We start from the raw sequence: 15,583 nt of genomic DNA, 5'->3' as shown, positions 1-15,583 counted from the left end.
CCTCAGCCGTCGGTGCGCAGGTCGGCGCGGGCCAGCGCGTCGTCGTCCAGCGCGTCGAGCGCGTCCAGCCACTGCGCGGGGAACGTGCCCGGCCCGTCGGCGAGGTCCGCGGCGATCTCCGCGGCCAGCGCGACGTGCGCGTGCGCGGCGACGGTGCCCGTGAGCGGGTCACCGGTAGCGGCGACGTACGCGGCGACCAGCGCGCCCAGCGCACACCCGGCGCCGGTGGTGCGGGTGAGCAGCGCGGAACCGCCGCCGATCCGCACCACGCGGGTGCCGTCGGTGACGACGTCGACCGGCCCGCTCACCGCGACCACGCCGCCGGTGCGCCGGGCCAGTTCGCCCGCGGCCTCCAGTGCGTCCTCGGGTGTGGCGGTGCTGTCCACCCCGCGGCCGCCCTTGCCGGCCCCGGCGAGCGCGAGCACCTCGGAGGCGTTGCCGCGCACCACGGTGGGCCGCAGGCCGGCGAGCTCCGCGGCCAGCTCGGTGCGGAAGGTCAGCCCGCCGACGGCGACCGGGTCGAGCACCCACGGGGTGCCCGCGTCGCCGGCGGCGCGGGCGGCGATCCGCATGGCCTCGGCCGTGCGCTGCTGCACGGTGCCCACGTTCACCAGCACGGCCGACGCCACCGCGGCGAACTCGCCGGCCTCGGCCGGCTCGTCGACCATCGCGGGCGCGGCGCCGACCGCGAGCAGCGCGTTCGCCGTGATCGTCTGGACGACGGTGTTGGTGAGGCAGTGCACCAGGGGTGCGGTCTCGCGCAGCGCCGCGTGGGCCGCGCGGAGGTCGGTGGCTTCCACGCCGTGACATCCCTTCGCCAGTGTCAACTGGGGCAGGTTCGACGGGTGTGCTCTCAGTCCCGGGCGGGACACCCCGTGTCAGCCGCGAACGTACAACAGCCGGAACGGGGACGTCGTCGGCCCGTTCGCCCCGCTGCCGGGCGCTCGTTCACCCGCTCGGGTGATCGCGGCCCATCCGGTCTCACTCGTCTTGATCATCCGCAGGCCCGGCTGTGACGCTGTGCGCTCGCCCGACCCGGACGGCAGCACTGGAGGACACGTGGAACCGACCGCCGTCGCGTTCCTCGTGCTGGGCGGCGCCGGCGTCGTCGTGCTGGTGCTCGCGCTGGTGCTGGGGGACCTCGACCTCGGCCACCCGCACGCCGACGGGCCGTTCTCCCTCCCGGCGATCGCCGCGCTGCTGGGCGGTCTCGGGTTCGGCGGGGCGGCGGTGACCGCACTGCTGCCCGACCTCCCGCGCCCGGTCGCCCTCTCCCTCGCGCTGGCCGGGGGGCTGCTCGTCGCGCTGCCGCTGGCCGCCGGTGCCGTCCGGCTGTCCACCGCGCTGCGTGACATGCCGACCGAGCCGACGGTGACCCGCGACCACCTGCTCGGCGCCCAGGGGGTCGTGGTGTCCCGGGTGCCGGCCGGCGGGCTGGGCGAGGTCTGGCTCACCGTCGGCGGCCAGCAGCTGAAGTACCACGCGCGCAGCGCCGTCCCGCTGCCCGCCGGCACCCCGGTGTACGTCGTCGACACCCCCACCGAGACGTCCGTGGAGGTCGTCTCCACCGCCCCCGAACCGCCCCTCCTCCCCGCCCCCGGAGAGCCCTCGTGACCCCGCTCATCGCGATCGGCGGCCTCGGCCCCGCCGGCCGGGGTGGACAGGATGACCGTGATATCGGCCGACGGCCGGGGGGCGCTCGGCCGCTCGGTGGCGGCGAACGTCGCCCAGGGGTTGCGGCTGTCCGGGGATCTGACCGGCCTGGACGTGGGGGCGCTGCTGCGCCGGCTGGGCAAGGGCGTGACCGAGGACGGCGGGGCGCCTGCCGCGACCCGGGTGCAGCCGGACGGCGACGGCGCGCAGCCCCACCCGGGCGACCGGCCCGGCACCCTCCCGAGGGACCATCTGCGGGTGACCGACACCCCCGTCCTGCAGACCGCCCGCTTCGAGGAGCTGACCCCCGCCGAGCTCTACGGGCTGCTCCGGCTGCGGGTCGACGTGTTCGTCGTCGAGCAGGCCTGCCCCTACCCCGAGCTCGACGGGCGGGACGCCGAGCCCGGGACGGTGCACCTGTGGTTCGCCGACGACGAGGGCCGCGTGCTCGCCACGATCCGGGTGCTCGAGAACGGCGAGGACCGGTCGATCGGGCGGGTGGCGACGGCGGTGTCCGCCCGTGGCCGGGGGCTCTCCGCCCAGCTGATCCGGCGCGGCATCGAGCTGTGCGACGGCCGGACCATCGACATCGGCGCCCAGGCGTACCTGGAGAGCTGGTACGAGCGGTTCGGCTTCCGCCGCTCCGGCCCGGACTACCTGGAGGACGGCATCCCGCACCTGCCGATGCGCCGGCTCCCCTCCTGACCCGGTGACGTTCCCGCGGGAACGCCGTCCCCCTCGCGACCTGCCGGAACTGTCGTACCCCGTCCCTAGCGTCGGCCCATGGACGACGGGACAGGTGCGGCGCCGACGGTGGAGCGACCGCTGGCGGAACTGGCGCAGGAGATCACCTCGGGCGCGGTGCGGCTGGCAGCAGCCACCGCCGCCTGGCTGGTGCTGGTGGCGGAGTTCGACCGGCGGCAGGGCTGGGCCGGTATCGGCATCACGTCCTGCGCCCATTGGCTGGCGTGGCAGTGCGGCCTGAGCCCCGGCGCGGCCCGTGAGCACGTACGGGTGGCCCGGGCGCTGACCGGCCTGCCCGTCACGGCGACGGCCTTCGCCGACGGCAGGCTGTCCTACTCCAAGGTGCGCGAGCTGACCCGGGTGGCCGATGCCGCGACCGAGACGGAGCTGGTCGAGCTGGCCGGGCAGACCACCGCCTCGCAGCTGGCGCGGGTGGTGCGGGCCTGGCGCCGGTCGGACGCGGTGGACGACGACGTGGTCACCGAGAAGCGGGCCTTCCGGTGGTCGTGGGGCGACGACGGCATGCTCACCCTGCAGGTCCGCGTGGACGCCGAGGAGGGTGCCGCGCTGCTCGCCGCCATCGAGTCGCTGGCCGAGCGGGACGCCCGCCGTGAGCGTGCGGCCGCCAAGCGGGCCGCGGCTGCCCGACGGGCCGCTGCACCCGGCTCCGGCGACACCCGGGACGGCGCCCCCGACGCGTTCCCGCCGGAGTGCGCCGACCCCCACGCGTTCCCGCGGGAACGGATGACCGCCCGCCGCTGCCGCGCCATGGTGCAGCTCGCCGGAGCCGCACCTGCGGCCGACCGGCGGGCCGGTGACCCGCCGCGGCGGGAGGTCGTCGTCCACGTCGACGCCGACGTGCTGGCCGACGACGCCGCGGCCGGACGTGCCCATCTGGAGGGTGGTCCGGCCCTGCACCCCTCGGTCGTCCGGCGGATGGCGTGCGAGGCGGCGCTGACGGTGATCGTCGAGCGCAACGGGCAGCCGCTGGCCCTGGGTCGCCGGGCCCGGCTGGCCACCCAGGCGCAGCGACGGGCCCTGCTCGCCCGTGATGGCGGATGTGTGCGGCCCGGCTGCACGGAGGACCGGATCGAGCGGCTGCACGCGCACCACCTGCGCCGCTGGGCGTTCGGCGGGCGCACCGACGTGTCCACCATGGTGCTGCTCTGCGACGTCGACCACGGGCTGGTGCACGACCGGGAGCTGGTGATGTCCCGGCGCGGCGGTCAGCTGATCGTGCTCACGCCGGAAGGGCAGCGGATCTGGGGGTCGGCCGACGCGGCCTTCCCCGCCGGTCTCGACGGGGAGCCGACCGACGGGTCGCTGGCGGGCGTGCACCCGATCGACCAGCTCCGCGGCCGGCGCCCGAGCTCCCCGGGCTCGGCCCACACGGCGACCGGCGGCACCGTCACACCACTGCCGACCACCCCACGCCGGGCGTCGTCAGGCCGCTCGGTGACCGACGCCCTGCACCCCCTCCTCCCGGCCGACCCGGCCACCGGCCTGCCCGACTCCCTGTCCGCCAGCGGGGAGCGGATGGACCTCGGCCACGTCGTCTGGGTGCTCCTGGCGCACCGGGACCGCCTGCGCCGGCAGTCCGCCTGACCGGGGAGCCGGGTGGGTCGTCACGAGCTGCGCGGGGTGGGCCAGCCGGAGCGGGTCAGTCGGTCCCGGTCAGTGAGGTGGCCGGCAGCCAGTCGGCGTCCAGCAGCTCTGCGATCTCCTGCAGGCCCGCGGTGTCGCCGCCGGCGGTCGAACCGGTGACGGCGAGGCGCTCGACCATCACCCGGGCGACGTCCTCCTCCACCGTGTCCTGCGCGAAGGCGACCCGCCAGGGGGACGCCTGGTGGTCCCGGTGGGTCCGGCCGGTCACCTGCCGCGCGCCGATGCCGGAGAACCGGGGCTGGTGGAACAGGCCGACGCGTGGGGTGGTCGAGGCGGTGCGGCCGTCGGGCAGCAGCTCTCCGGCGTGCAGGCTGATCGACGCGGTCACGGTGAACACGCAGACCGGCGCCTCGCCGCGCTGGAACCGCAGCCGCTCGGCCTCCACGTCGAAGCGGTCCCGGCCGTAGATGCCGGCGACCGCGATGCCGCCGTCCAGCAGGGCCTCCCGGATCGGGTCGGCCGCCGTCTCCACGAACTCGACCGACACGGCGACCTGGCGCCCGGCCTCGACCTGCGCGCGGACCCAGTCGACCGTCGCCTCGGCCCGGATGAGCCCCGCCTTCTGCCGGAACCGCAGCAGGGCCGCCCGCCCGCGGGCGGTCTCCCGTCCCCGCCGCGCCAGCTGCATCTCGGCGCGGAACTCCGACCACTCGGCCTCGTACTGCGCGCGCTCGGCCGGGGTCAGGGCGACCGGCGTCCCGGTCACCGACACCGGGCCCCACGGCGCCGGTCGGTGCAGCGTCGCCGGCGGGTCGGTGTCGGCCAGCCAACTGCGCAGCCGGGCCAGGTCCGCGCGGCGCTCGTCGGCGTCCTCGGTCCAGGCCCATCCGTAGCGCGCACGTTCCACGTGGAACCCGTGCGCCGCGAGCCGCGACGGCAGGTCCGACCACTCCCGGAGCGGCTCCCCGTGCACCGCGGCGAAGTGCGGGGCGAGGTAGGGCAGCTCCAGCGGGCTGTGCGCCGGCGTCGCCGTCGCGAGCAGGACGAAGGGGGCGTCCCTGACCCGCGCGGCTCCGGAGACGGTCCGCCAGTGCTTCCACCGCTGCGTCGTGGTGTGCCGGACCATGTGCGCCTCGTCGGCGACGACGACGTCGAACCGCTGCCCGGTCACCTTCATCAGCCCGGCCACCTTGCCCAGCCGGTCCCAGGTGGTGACGCACCAGCGCAGCCCGCCGTCGCCGAACGCCGCGATCGAGCGGACCCAGTGCGGCACGGTGATCGCCGCGGGCCGGTCGGCGACCACGAGCACGGTCCGCACCGGCCGCTGCTCGGCGATCTGCTGCACGGCGAGGACGGCGGTGCCCGTCTTGCCGACCCCCGGGTCGTCGCCGAGCAGGAACATCCGGCCGCCGGCAGTGGCATGCGCAGCGATCACCGCGGACCCGGTGACCTGCTCCGGCCGCGGGGTCATCGGGCGGGTCGGCGGCACGGGCCGCGGGGCGTCGTTGAGCTCGTCCTCGACGAACCGCTCGAACGAGTACGGCGGCGGGTCGTGGGGGGCCAGCTCGGGCGGGAGCGCGCGGCCCACGTAGACGTGGGTGGAGAGACCGGCGTGCCAGGTCGCTCCCGGCGCGGGCGCGCGGAAGGGGACGGCGAGCACCCACACCCGCTCTCCCGGGCCCGCGGTCGGCAGGTCGGGGACGGCGGCGCGCGGCCGGGTCGTCCGCGCGGGCGCGCGCACCGGGGCTGCCTTCTTCGCGGAAGCGGCCTTCGTGGCGGGCGTGGCCGTCGCCGCGGTCGTGCGTCGCCTTGGAGCGGCGGAACGGGTCGAGGACGAGGATCGCCGACGGCGTCCGGGCACAGAGGTCTCCTGAGGGCGGGGTCGAAGAAGGGCGTGGGGAGCGGGACCGGGCGCCCAGGAGGCGCGCGTCGACGCTAACCGCGCCCACCGACGAACCGGTGCAGTGACATGGGGTCGGCCTCATCTGATGGGATCGGGGGGTGACCGACCCGATCCGACTGGCGGCCCGCACGCTCGGCGAGACCGGGCCCCGGGTGGTGTTCGTGCACGGACTCTTCGGCCAGGGCAAGAACTGGACGACGATCGCGCGGAAGCTCGCCGAGGACGGTCACCGGGTCACGCTGCTGGACCTGCCCAACCACGGGCACTCCCCGTGGACCGACCGGGTCGACTACGGCGACATGGCCCAGTTCGTCGCCGCGGAGATCGGGCTGCTCGGGGACCCGGTCACGCTGGTCGGGCACTCGATGGGCGGCAAGGTGGCCATGCTGCTCGCCCTGCGCTGGCCGGAGCTCCTACGCGCCCTCGTCGTCGTCGACATCGCCCCCACCGACTACCCGGAGAAGGGCGGCCGGACCGAGGACCCCGACGAGGAGGCCAGCCCGTTCGCCGCCTTCATCGAGGCGATGCAGTCGGTCGACCTCGACGCGCTGCGCACCCGGGAGGAGGCCGACCAGGTCCTGCGGCGGGCCGTACCCAGCACCATGGTCCGGTCCTTCCTCCTGCAGAGCCTGGTCCGGGACGGCATCGGTGCCGGCGGCGGCTGGAAGTGGCGGCTCAACCTGGAGACGCTGGCCCGCGACCTCGGTGAGCTGCGCCGGTTCCCCGCTCCCCCGCCGGGCGCGAGCTACGACGGGCCGGTGCTGTGGATCGCCGGCGCCAACTCCACCTACGTGCTCGACGAGGACCGGCCCCGGATGGACGCGCTGTTCCCCACCACCCGGCTGGTGCGGGTCAAGAACGCCGGCCACTGGGTGCACTCGGAGCGGCCGGAGGTCTTCCTCGAGACGGTCCGGCGGTTCCTCCGGCAGGTCGAGCAGTGACGCAGGTCGAGCAGTGACGACGTGGCCCCGGCCCGTCCCCGTCATCGGGGACCGGACCTCCGCCACCGAGCGCGCCGCGGACCCCGCCGGCTGGGCGCTGCCCGGACCCGACCGCGCCGGGCTCTACCGCACCATCGGCGCCCGCCGGGACATCCGCCGCTTCCGCCCCGACGCGGTGCCCGAGGACGTCCTCACCCGGGTCCTCACCGCCGCGCACCAGGCGCCGTCGGTGGGCCACAGCCAGCCGTGGCGCTTCGTCGTCGTCCGGGACGCCGGCCTCCGCGACCGGGCCGCCGTGCTCACCGACCGCGAGCGGCTGCGCCAGGCGGCGCAGCTGGACCCGGACGCCGGCCGCCGGCTGCTCGACCTGCAGCTGGAGGGCGTGCGGGACGCGCCGCTGGGTGTCGTCGTGTGCTGCGACCGGCGGACGCCGGCGGCCGGGGTGCTCGGCCGGGCCACGTTCCCCGACGCCGACCTGTGGAGCTGCGCCGCGGCGGTGCAGAACCTCTGGCTCGCCGCCCGCGCCGAGGGCCTGGGCCTGGGCTGGGTGACGCTGTTCCGGCCCGAGGACCTGGCCGGCCTGCTGGCCCTGCCGGACGGCGTGGTCACCCTGGGCTGGCTCTGCCTGGGCTGGCCCGACGAGCGGCCGCCCGACCCCGGGCTGGAGCGGGCGGGCTGGTCGCGCCGGCAGCCGTTGGCCGACGTCGTCCTCACCGACCGGTGGCCGGCCGAGAACGGCGAGGAGCCGGCACCTCCGCCGTCCCGGCTGCGCGCCCCCGACCAGCCCGCGGTGGTCGCCGCCCGGGACGCCGGCGACCGGCTGCTCACCCCGCCCGGCTCGCTGGGCGTGCTCGACCGGGCCGTCGACCGGGTGGTCGCGCTGGGGCACGCGGACCTGCCCGGCGGCGTCCTGGTGCTCGCCGCCGCCGACCACCCGCTCGCGGCACACGGGGTGTCGGCCTATCCGGCCAGCACCACCCGCGACGTCGTGGAGGCCGCCGTCGCCGGGACCGCGGTCGGGGCCACCGCGGCCCGGGAGGCCGGGCTGTCGCGCGTCGTCGTGGTGGACGCCGGGGTCACCGGACCGGCGGTGCCCGGCGCGGTCGCCGTCCGCCCGGCGGGTCCGCGGGGCGATCTGGTGGCCGCCGCCGCGATGACCCCGGCGGACACCGAGCGGCTGGTCGCCGCCGGTCGGGAGCTGGGGCAGGAGCACGGCCGCGGTGGGCTGGTCGCGCTCGGCGAGGTCGGCGCCGCCAACACCACCGTCGCGGCCGCGCTGGCCTGCGCGCTGTTGCACGTGGAACCACGGGAGGTCGTCGGTCTCGGGTCGGGGGCGGACTCGGCGATGCTCGACCGCAAGCTCACCGCGGTCGGCGCCGCGCTGGCCCGCGCGGGCACCGGCCTGGCCCCGATGGCCGCGCTGGCCGAACTCGGCGGCCCGGAGCTCGCGGTGCTCGCCGGGGTGACGCTGGGGGCCGCCGAGGCCGGGGCCGTGGTGGTGGTCGACGGGTTCGCCACCTCGGTCGCGGCGCTGGTCGCCGTCCTGCTGGAGCCGGCCGTGCAGTCCGCGCTGGTCGCCGGGCAGCGCAGCCGGGAGCGGGGACACGAGGTGGTCCTGCAGGCCCTGGGCTGCGAGCCGCTGCTGGACCTGCGGCTGCGCGCCGGCGAGGGGGTCGGCGCGGCGCTCGCGGCCGGGCTGCTGCGTCAGGGGCTCGCCGTCCGCCGCACCGCCGCCCGCGTCGACCGCTGACCTCACCCCACGGGGGTGAGTCCGCTGATCACCGCGCCGCCGCGGCTCGTACGCTCGCCGCAGCGAGGTGGGTCGGACGGTCGGCCTGCCGGGGACGACGGGGACGAGCAGATGACCTCCGGGGACGGCCAGCAGTACTACGGAGAAGCGCAGGGCAGCGGCGGGTGGAACCCGGCGCCCTACGGGGGTCAGCCGGCAGGTCCGCCGCCGCAGGGTGCCCCGTACCCGGGGCCGTACGGCCAGCCGTACGGGTACCCGTACCCGCCGCCGCAGCGCACCAACGGGCTGGCCATCGCGTCGATGGTGCTGGGCATCGTCTGGGTCTACTGGATCGGCAGCGTGCTGGCCCTGGTCTTCGGCTACATCGCCAAGCGGCAGATCCGGGAGCGCGGCGACGCCGGCGGGGGCATGGCGACCGCCGGCATCGTGCTCGGCTGGGTCGGCATCGGCTTCCTGGTCCTCGGGCTCGTGGCGGCGATCGCCACCGCCTGACCGCCTGACCGCGTGACCGCCTGACCACCTGGCCACCCGGCGACCGGGTGTCCATGCTGGTCGGATGCGTGAGGAGTGGTTCCCACACCGGCCGCACCCCGCGCTGCGCGGGCTGGTCGCCGCCGCGGTCGGCTACCACCAGGAGGGGCTGCCGGCGGGCGTGCACCGCGGGCTCCCCTCGCCGCACCTGACGCTCGTCGTCACCCTCGACGAGCCGCTGCGGATGGCCGCCCACCCCGATCCGCGCCAGTCCCCGGGGGACTTCGACGCGCTGCTCGGCGGCCTGCACACCACGCCCGCGCTGATCAGCCACCCGGGGCGGCAGGCCGGCGTCCAGCTGGCACTCACCCCGCTCGGCGCCCGCCGGCTGCTCGGGCTGCCGGCCGGTGAGCTCGCCGCGCTCGACTGCCCGCCCGCCGACGTGCTCGGCCGGGCCGGCGCGGAGCTGACCGACCGGTTCCGCGCGGCGCGCACGTGGCCGGAGCGGTTCGCGGCGCTGGACCGGGTGCTGCTGCGCGGCGTGCGGGACGCCGGTGCGCCACCGCCCGAGGTGGCCGAGGCGTGGCGGCTGACCACCGCCTCGGGCGGCCGGCTGCGGGTCGCCGAGATCGCCGCCCGGGTCGGCTGGTCGGAGCGGCACCTGGGCGCGCGGTTCCGCACGGAGACCGGCCTGTCGCCCAAGGAGGCCGCCCGCGTCGTCCGTTTCGACCGGGCCCGCCGCGCGCTGGCCGCCCGGGTCGGCGCCGACCGCTGCCCGAACCTCGCCGGGCTGGCCGTCGCCGCCGGCTTCGCCGACCAGGCGCACCTGACCCGGGAGTGGCGGGCGTTCAGCGGCCTGTCCCCCAGCCGCTGGCTGGCCGCCGAGGTCCGATTCGTCCAAGACAGCGCCGGGCCGGTCGCGGCACGATCACCGGCATGACGACCCCCGACGCTCCGCTGCCCACCGTCTGGCCCGCCTTCCGCGCCCGGGACGCCCGCGCCCTCATCCGCTTCCTCGTCGACGCGTTCGGCTTCGAGGAGACCGCCGTGTACGGCGACCAGCCCGACGGCAGTGGCGACGTCGTCGCCCACGCCGAGCTGTCCTGGCCACTCGGCGGCGGCGTCATGCTCGGCTCGGTCTGGGACGACGGCGCCTGGCCGGTGCAGCCCGGGAGTGCGGCCACCTACCTGGTCACCGACGACGTCGACGCCGCGTACGCCCGGGCGCAGGCCGCCGGGGCCGAGGTGCTGCAGGAGCTCCACGACGCCGGTCACGGCCGGGAGTTCGCCGTCCGCGACCCGGAGGGCAACCTGTGGAGCGTCGGCACCTACCGCGGGCAGCCGCGACGGGGATGAGCGCTCCGCCGGCAGGGCCCTAGCCGAACAGGCCCCGGACGTCGTCGGCGGACAGCGCACCAGAGGCGAGCGCGCCGTCGTCGACGACGCGGGAGAACAGGGCCTGCTTGCGGGCCTTGAGCTCCATCACCTTCTCCTCGATGGTGCCCACCGCCACCAGCCGGTAGACGATGACGGTCTTGTCCTGGCCGATCCGGTGCGCCCGGTCGACCGCCTGGGCCTCGCTCGCGGGGTTCCACCAGGGGTCGAGCACGAAGACGTAGTCGGCCTCGGTCAGCGTCAGCCCGAAGCCGCCGGCCTTGAGGCTGATCAGGAACACCGGCGCGGTGCCCGTGCGCCACTCCTCGAGCCGGGCGTCCCGGTCGCGCGTCTGCCCGTCCAGGTAGACCCAGTCCACGCCCTCGGCGGTCAGCCGGTCGCGGATGCCGCGCAGGAACCGGGTGAACTGGCTGAACACCAGCACCCGGTGCCCCTCGGCGACCACCTCGCGCAGGTGGTCGAGGAACGCGTCCGCCTTGCTGGACCGCACGTCGGAGTAGGCCGGGTCGACCAGGGCGGGGTCCAGGCTCAGCTGCCGCAGCAGGGTCAGCGACCGGAAGATCGTCATCCGGTTCTTCTGCATGTCCTCGACCAGCCCGAGCACCTTGCTCCGCTCCCGCTGCAGGTGGGTCAGGTACAGCTTCTCGTGCCGCGGGTTGAGCACCACCTCGAGCACCTGCTCCTGCTTGGGCGGCAGGTCGGCGGCGACCATCTCCTTGGTCCGGCGGCGCACCAGGGGGCGGATCCGCCGGCGCAGCACGGCCAGCCGTTCGGCGTCGCCGTCCCGCTCGATGGGCGTCCGGTACTGCTCGGTGAACCGTTGCGGATCGGGGAAGAGCCCGGGCGCCACGATCGACATCAGCGCCCACAGGTCCATCACGCTGTTCTCCAGCGGCGTGCCGGTCAGGGCCAGCTTGACCGGCGCCTCGAGCCGCCGCGCGCACTGGTAGGTGCGCGCCCGGTGGTTCTTCACGAACTGGGCCTCGTCGAGCACCAGCCCGCGCCACGGCAGGTCGGTCCACGCGTCGGCGTCGATCCGGAACAGCGCGTACGAGGTGAGGACGACGTGCGCGCCGGCCACCCGCCGCGCCAGCGGGGTGCCCCGCTTCCGCTCGGTCTCCTCCACGGTCACCACCCGCAGCCCCGGCGTGAAGCGGGCCGCCTCCCGGGCCCAGGTGGACACCACGCTGGTCGGGGCCACCACCAGCACCGGCGCGGCGTCCAGTTCCCCGGCCTCGTGCGCCCGGGCCAGCAGGGCGAGGGTCTGCAGCGTCTTGCCCAGCCCCATGTCGTCGGCGAGCACCCCGCCCAGCCGGTGGTCCCAGAGGAACGACAGCCAGCCGTATCCCTCGTGCTGGTAGGGCCGCAGCTGCGCGGCCAGCCCCGCCGGCACCGGCGGGGGTGCGGCGTGCTCGGCGTCCATCAGCCCCCGCACCTCGCGGGTCCAGCGCTCGCTCTGCTCCTCCACCACCCCCAGGCCCATCAGCTGCTCCCAGAGCGCCACCTGGTACCGGCTGACCTTCACCCCGTCGCCGGGCACGTCCTGGAGCGCCCGGGCCTCCTCGATCAGCAGCCGGAGCTGCTCGAACTCCGGGCGCTGCAGGGAGAACCAGGTGCCGGACAACAGCACCAGCCGGGTGCGGCCGGCGGCCAGCGCCTGGAACAGGGTGGCGAACGGCACGTGCTGGCCGTCCATGGTCACGGTGACGCCGAGGTCGAACCAGTCGGACTCCCGGCTGTCCCGGGCGGTGAAGCTGATCTGCGGCGCGGAGTGGGTCTGCCGGTAGGCGGTCGGGGTCCCCACGACGGTGACCTCGACGTCCGGGTCGGCGCGCAGCGCGGGGAGCACGTCGGTGGTGAACTCCAGCGCCTCCATCCCGGTCAGCTCGGCGACCGCCGCCAGCCGACGCTCCGGCGTCCACAGCTCCGGCAGCCCGCCGACCGGGCCGGGCAGCGCCTGCACCAGCCTCTCCTCGGCCGCCGGGTCCCGGCCGGAGCCAGCCGGGACGACCTCGTCCGCACCCGCCGGGGGGAAGGACCGGTCCGGGCCGTAGCGGACCGACCAGGTCACGCAGACCGTCGCGTCGCCGGGGTAGCGGACCTCGACGGCGAGCCGCGGCGGCGGGACGTCGGGCAGCTCCACGGAGCCGTCGGCCGAGATGACCGGCAGCGTCTGCCGCAGCCCCGGGTACCAGTCGCGGAGGAACCGGTCGACGTCACCGGCCGGGATGCCGATCGTGCCGCCCCGCATCACCAGGCCGGCCAGCGCGGGCGGCGTCGGCCGGTCCAGCCGGGCGAGCAGCAGGCCGGGCGCGCCGTCGGCCGCCTCGTCCCGGCGGGGCCCGTCCACGGTGACCCCGTGCGGGGGGACGCCGAGGAACGACAGCCGCCTGGGGTCGATCGCGCTGCCGTCAACCCGCAGCACGGCGGACAGCTCGGTGTGGTCGCCGTCCCGGCGCAGGTCGACGGCCACGTCCGCGGTGTCGGCGAGCAGCCGCACCGGCCGGTGCGGCCGGTCGGCCGTCAGCAGCGGGACGCCGTCGGCGACCGCCTCGGCCAGCAGCCGCCACAGCCCGGGACCGAACTCGTGCAGGTACACGTCGGTCGGGGCGTAGGAGTAGTACTGGTTGCGCGCCGCCTGGTGGGTGGCGTGGAGGGCGCGCAGCGCCGCCAGGTGCGCCGGGTCCCAGCCGGCCCGGACGCTGTCGTACTGCAGCTGCCGCCAGGAGACGCCGGTGCGCACCCAGTGGCCCCGCTTGCCGGGCATCACCGGCTGCAGCCGGACGAGGCGCTGCCGGCTGCCCGGCGCGCCGACCGAGGCGCGGCCGCGCCCGGGCCCGGGGTCGACCAGCTCGAACTGCAGCCCGATCGGCACCGCCGCAGAGGCCGCCGGAGCGGCGGCGCCCACGAGCTCCTCGAGCTCCTGCTCCCACGTGCGCGGGGCGGTGCGCCCCGCGGCCGACCGGGCGTCCTGGAGGGCCGGCCGCAGGGACAGCAGGACCGCCACGGCGTGCTTGCAGTCGTCGCCCACCGGGCAGGTGCAGGCGCCGGCCCAGCCGACCCGGCCGCCGTCGGTGCGGACGACGGTCGTCCGGTACGGCGTCGGCGCGCCACCCTGCACCAGCCCGGTCAGTCGGCGGGCGTCGTCGGCCAGCCGGACGTCGAGCACGCTGCGCGCCACGTAGGCCCGGGCGCGGTCGAGGACCTCCGGGCCGACGGCGTCCTGCAGGGCCGCGTCGGTGACCATCTCCTGCCAGGCGCCGAGCACCCGGCCAGGTTACGGCCGCCCACCGACCGGACCGGGGACGCGACTCCGGTGGGACGACCACCAGCGGGGGACATCGAGTCGCCGTCCGGGCCCTGGACGGGCCAGGATCGGGTCATGAGCCCTGACCGTGCCGGACAGCCCGCGCAACCCAGTGACCTGGTCGACGTCGCGCACCTGGTCACCGCCTACTACACCGTCGCGCCCGACCCGGAGGACGTCGCGCAGCAGGTGGCGTTCGGGACCTCGGGCCACCGTGGCTCAGCGCTGGACGGCGCCTTCAACGAGCCGCACATCCTCGCCACCACCCAGGCGATCTGCGAGTACCGGGCGCAGCAGGGCTACGACGGTCCGCTGTTCATCGGCCGCGACACGCACGGCCTCAGCGAGCCGGCCTGGGCCAGCGCGCTGGAGGTGCTGGCCGCCCACGAGGTCACCGTGCTGGTCGACGCCGCCGACGGGTACACGCCCACGCCTGCGGTCAGCCACGCCATCCTCACCGCCAACCGCGGGAAGACCAGCGGTCTCGCCGACGGCATCGTCGTCACCCCGTCGCACAACCCGCCGCGGGACGGCGGCTTCAAGTACAACCCGCCCGACGGCGGCCCGGCCGACACCGACGCCACCGGCTGGATCGCCCGCCGGGCGAACGAGCTGCTCCGCGCCGGCCTGGAGGGCGTGCAGCGGATCCCGTTCGCCCGCGCCCGCGCGGCCGCGCAGCCCTACGACTTCCTCGGCACCTACGTCGACGACCTGCCGAGCGTCCTGGACCTGGCCGCGGTCAAGGACGCCGGGGTGCGCATCGGCGCGGATCCGCTGGGCGGGGCGAGCGTCGCCTACTGGGGCGAGATCGCCGAGCGGCACGGGCTGGACCTCACGGTGGTCAACCCGCTGGTCGACCCGACCTGGCGGTTCATGACGCTGGACTGGGACGGCAAGATCCGGATGGACTGCTCGTCCCCGGCGGCGATGGCCTCGCTGATCGACAAGCGCGCCGACTTCCAGATCGCCACGGGCAACGACGCCGACGCCGACAGGCACGGCATCGTCACCCCCGACGGCGGTCTGATGAACCCCAACCACTTCCTCGCCGTGGCGATCTCCTACCTGTTCTCGCACCGCCCGGAGTGGGGGGCGGGGACGGCGGTGGGCAAGACGCTGGTGTCGTCGTCCCTCATCGACCGGGTGGTCGCCGACCTCGGCCGCCGGCTGGTGGAGGTGCCGGTCGGGTTCAAGTGGTTCGTGCCCGGCCTGCTCGACGGCTCGATCGGGTTCGGCGGCGAGGAGTCGGCCGGTGCGTCGTTCCTGCGCCGGAACGGCAGCGTGTGGACGACGGACAAGGACGGCATCCTGCTCGCCCTGCTGGCCTCCGAGATCCAGGCGGTCACCGGCAGCTCCCCGTCGCAGCTGCATGCGTCACTGACGGAACGCTTCGGCGAGTCCACGTACGCGCGGGTCGACGCCGCCGCGACCCGGGAGGAGAAGGCGAGGCTCGGCAAGCTCTCCCCGGAGGCGGTCACCGCCACCGAGCTCGCCGGTGAGCCGATCACCGCGAAGCTCACCCGGGCCCCGGGGAACGACGCCTCCATCGGTGGGCTGAAGGTCACCACGGAGAACGCCTGGTTCGCCGCGCGGCCCTCGGGCACCGAGGACGTCTACAAGATCTACGCCGAGTCCTTCCGCGGCCCCGACCACCTGACCGAGGTCCAGGAGGAGGCCCGGGCCGTCGTGTCCGCCGCACTCGCCGGCTGACGCCCCAGGGCGGAAGTGGCCACTTCCGCCCTGTGGCGGGTCCAGTGCGTCGAGGGCGAGCATCCGGGTCATCCGGGCGATGCCGTCCAGGTCGCACAGCCGCG

At 76.1% G+C, this 15,583-nt stretch carries 12 protein-coding genes and 1 riboswitch; of the genes, 9 read left to right on the top strand and 3 right to left on the bottom strand.

Translation table 11 applies throughout. The features are described 5' to 3' along the window. Nucleotides 1–2: 2 nt before the first annotated feature. Entirely contained in the window at nt 3–800 is a 798-nt protein-coding gene (gene thiM, locus HK417_RS11865) for a hydroxyethylthiazole kinase (RefSeq protein WP_222266637.1), read from the bottom strand. After that, nucleotides 793–886, bottom strand: a riboswitch (TPP riboswitch). It overlaps the preceding gene by 8 nt. A 173-nt stretch (nt 887–1,059) precedes the next feature. On the opposite strand from thiM, the gene HK417_RS11860 reads away from it, so the two are divergent. From HK417_RS11860 to HK417_RS11850, 3 genes are all read left to right on the top strand, one after another. Then, nucleotides 1,060–1,614 carry a hypothetical protein gene (locus HK417_RS11860; RefSeq protein ID WP_222266635.1) on the top strand — a complete coding sequence of 185 codons (555 nt, stop codon included), beginning with the start codon at nt 1,060–1,062 and terminating at the stop codon, nt 1,612–1,614. A gap of 51 nt (nt 1,615–1,665) precedes the next feature. Beyond that, entirely contained in the window at nt 1,666–2,358 is a 693-nt protein-coding gene (locus HK417_RS11855; protein WP_261326431.1) for a GNAT family N-acetyltransferase, read from the top strand. A gap of 78 nt (nt 2,359–2,436) precedes the next feature. Continuing rightward, nucleotides 2,437–4,002: an HNH endonuclease signature motif containing protein gene (locus HK417_RS11850; protein WP_222266633.1), complete on the top strand. Its 1,566-nt coding sequence runs from the start codon at nt 2,437–2,439 to the stop codon at nt 4,000–4,002. 55 nt (nt 4,003–4,057) lie between these two features. On the opposite strand, the gene HK417_RS11845 is transcribed toward HK417_RS11850, so the two are convergent. Further along, nucleotides 4,058–5,743 (bottom strand): helicase, encoded by a 1,686-nt coding sequence (locus HK417_RS11845; RefSeq protein WP_308123531.1) that lies wholly within the window; start codon nt 5,741–5,743, stop codon nt 4,058–4,060. A gap of 260 nt (nt 5,744–6,003) precedes the next feature. On the opposite strand from HK417_RS11845, the gene HK417_RS11840 reads away from it, so the two are divergent. The 5 genes from HK417_RS11840 to HK417_RS11820 all read left to right on the top strand — a co-directional run bounded on the left by HK417_RS11840 (nt 6,004) and on the right by HK417_RS11820 (nt 10,423). Beyond that, nucleotides 6,004–6,846: an alpha/beta fold hydrolase gene (locus HK417_RS11840; protein WP_222266629.1), complete on the top strand. Its 843-nt coding sequence runs from the start codon at nt 6,004–6,006 to the stop codon at nt 6,844–6,846. Nucleotides 6,847–6,859: 13 nt separating this feature from the next. Then, the gene (gene bluB / locus HK417_RS11835) at nt 6,860–8,596 is read left to right on the top strand and encodes a 5,6-dimethylbenzimidazole synthase (RefSeq protein ID WP_222266627.1); all 1,737 of its coding nucleotides are present in this window, start codon (nt 6,860–6,862) and stop codon (nt 8,594–8,596) included. 15 nt (nt 8,597–8,611) lie between these two features. After that, nucleotides 8,612–9,088 (top strand): DUF4190 domain-containing protein, encoded by a 477-nt coding sequence (locus tag HK417_RS11830; protein ID WP_222266625.1) that lies wholly within the window; start codon nt 8,612–8,614, stop codon nt 9,086–9,088. Nucleotides 9,089–9,152: 64 nt separating this feature from the next. Continuing rightward, nucleotides 9,153–10,007 carry an AraC family transcriptional regulator gene (locus HK417_RS11825; RefSeq protein ID WP_222266623.1) on the top strand — a complete coding sequence of 285 codons (855 nt, stop codon included), beginning with the start codon at nt 9,153–9,155 and terminating at the stop codon, nt 10,005–10,007. Next, nucleotides 10,004–10,423 carry a VOC family protein gene (locus HK417_RS11820; RefSeq protein ID WP_222266622.1) on the top strand — a complete coding sequence of 140 codons (420 nt, stop codon included), beginning with the start codon at nt 10,004–10,006 and terminating at the stop codon, nt 10,421–10,423. The genes HK417_RS11825 and HK417_RS11820 overlap by 4 nt, the downstream gene beginning before the upstream one ends. A gap of 19 nt (nt 10,424–10,442) precedes the next feature. On the opposite strand, the gene HK417_RS11815 is transcribed toward HK417_RS11820, so the two are convergent. After that, a complete protein-coding gene (locus tag HK417_RS11815; protein ID WP_222266620.1) occupies nt 10,443–13,730 on the bottom strand; it encodes a DEAD/DEAH box helicase in 3,288 nt (1,095 codons plus the stop codon). A 114-nt stretch (nt 13,731–13,844) separates the two neighbouring features. On the opposite strand from HK417_RS11815, the gene pgm reads away from it, so the two are divergent. Next, on the top strand, nt 13,845–15,479 hold the full coding sequence (pgm, locus tag HK417_RS11810) for a phosphoglucomutase (alpha-D-glucose-1,6-bisphosphate-dependent) (protein WP_222266618.1): 1,635 nt from the start codon (nt 13,845–13,847) through the stop codon (nt 15,477–15,479). The last annotated feature ends 104 nt before the right edge of the window (nt 15,480–15,583 follow it).

Source organism: Modestobacter marinus (assembly GCF_019799945.1).
Classification (GTDB): Bacteria; Actinomycetota; Actinomycetes; order Mycobacteriales; family Geodermatophilaceae; genus Modestobacter; species Modestobacter marinus_B.
This window is presented reverse-complemented; position numbering and strand designations above follow the sequence as displayed.